Raw genomic sequence first — 1,147 nt, forward strand, 5'->3', positions numbered from 1 at the left:
GCAGGGTCCGTTGCGAGATCGCTTTCTGTCCGGGTTCATCCGGTGAGGCCGAGGGCGGTCAGGGGCCTGCGGCAGTCGCGGGCGGCGTGACGTAGGGCGGCGGCCATGTTGGTCTGTCCGTCTTGGCGGTGGATGCCGATGGCGAGGTTGCGGAGCCCGGCCGTGATCCGAGGCAGGTGGCCTGTGCGAATCTTGGAATCGTCCTCGCCGAAGGTGCGGTCGCGGACATGGTGGAGATGATTTTCGATCTTCCAGTGTCCTTTGATCCATACTGCGAGCTGGGCCCCGCTCGCGGTGTCGGGTGGCAGGCTGGTGATCAGGTAGACCCGCTCGGTAGTCAGCTTGCCAGTGCTGAGATCCCTTCTCCAGCGGACGACTTGGAGGGCCTGCTTCGCGTCGGGGTAGTCGATGTGAGCGAAGGTCGCGGTCTTCAGGCGGCGGATCTCCTGGCGGTGGTGGGCGCGGGTGCGCTCGTAGTGGTCGAGGTCGATCTTCCGCCAGGGAAGCCGGCGGATGCGGTCGAGCAAGCTGGGGTGGTTGGCCTTGACGACGGCGATGTAGTGGGCGCCGCGGGTGCGGAGATAGGTGCCGTGGGCGTGCTGTGTGTGCAGGGCGTCGGCGGTGATCACCGCGTGGGAGAGGTCGAGGGTGTTCAACAGGGGTGCGAAGGACGGGATTTCGTTGCTTTTGTCGGAGACCTGGCGCTGGGCGAGGACGCTGCCGGTATGGTCCATCGCGCCCGGCAGACCCACACCGGAGCGTCCGCGATCCACTCGGTAATCGCTGTCAGCGAGCGGGCGCCCGCCAGCACGCCCACTGCTGCGGCGGTCACCAGTGCGGCCAGCAGATAACGGCGTCCGCGCAGCCCGCGCGGGTCGGGAATCAGGTCCAGAAACCCGGACAGGGCGACCGCGTCCGGCAGCGGGGCCGGCGAGGAGAGCAGGGCCAGTTGATCCAGGCCGCGGGGCATGAGAGAAGATGCAGAAGCAGGCACGGACTCGCCAAGTGTTCATAGGACGTAGACACTCACATGATCACCAAGGCCGTGCCTGTGCTGCGTCCACCTCACTCAAAGCGGGCGCCCCGCCCAGTTCCGCCCCACTCCGGCGAATCGGACGAACGCTGACCTTGCAACGGACCCTGGGTC

At 67.0% G+C, this 1,147-nt stretch carries 2 protein-coding genes; both read right to left on the minus strand.

The genetic code is table 11. The annotated features are described in order from the left end of the window. Positions 1-35: 35 nt before the first annotated feature. On the minus strand, positions 36-752 hold the full coding sequence (locus tag ACFC79_RS38250) for an ISAs1 family transposase (protein ID WP_376249895.1): 717 nt from the start codon (positions 750-752) through the stop codon (positions 36-38). Next, positions 653-970 (minus strand): transposase family protein, encoded by a 318-nt coding sequence (locus ACFC79_RS38255; RefSeq protein WP_376249896.1) that lies wholly within the window; start codon positions 968-970, stop codon positions 653-655. Before ACFC79_RS38255 ends, ACFC79_RS38250 begins: the two co-directional genes overlap by 100 nt. Between the last annotated feature and the right edge of the window lie 177 nt (positions 971-1,147).

This window comes from Streptomyces sp. NPDC056061, assembly GCF_042266885.1.
Taxonomy (GTDB): domain Bacteria; phylum Actinomycetota; class Actinomycetes; order Streptomycetales; family Streptomycetaceae; genus Streptomyces.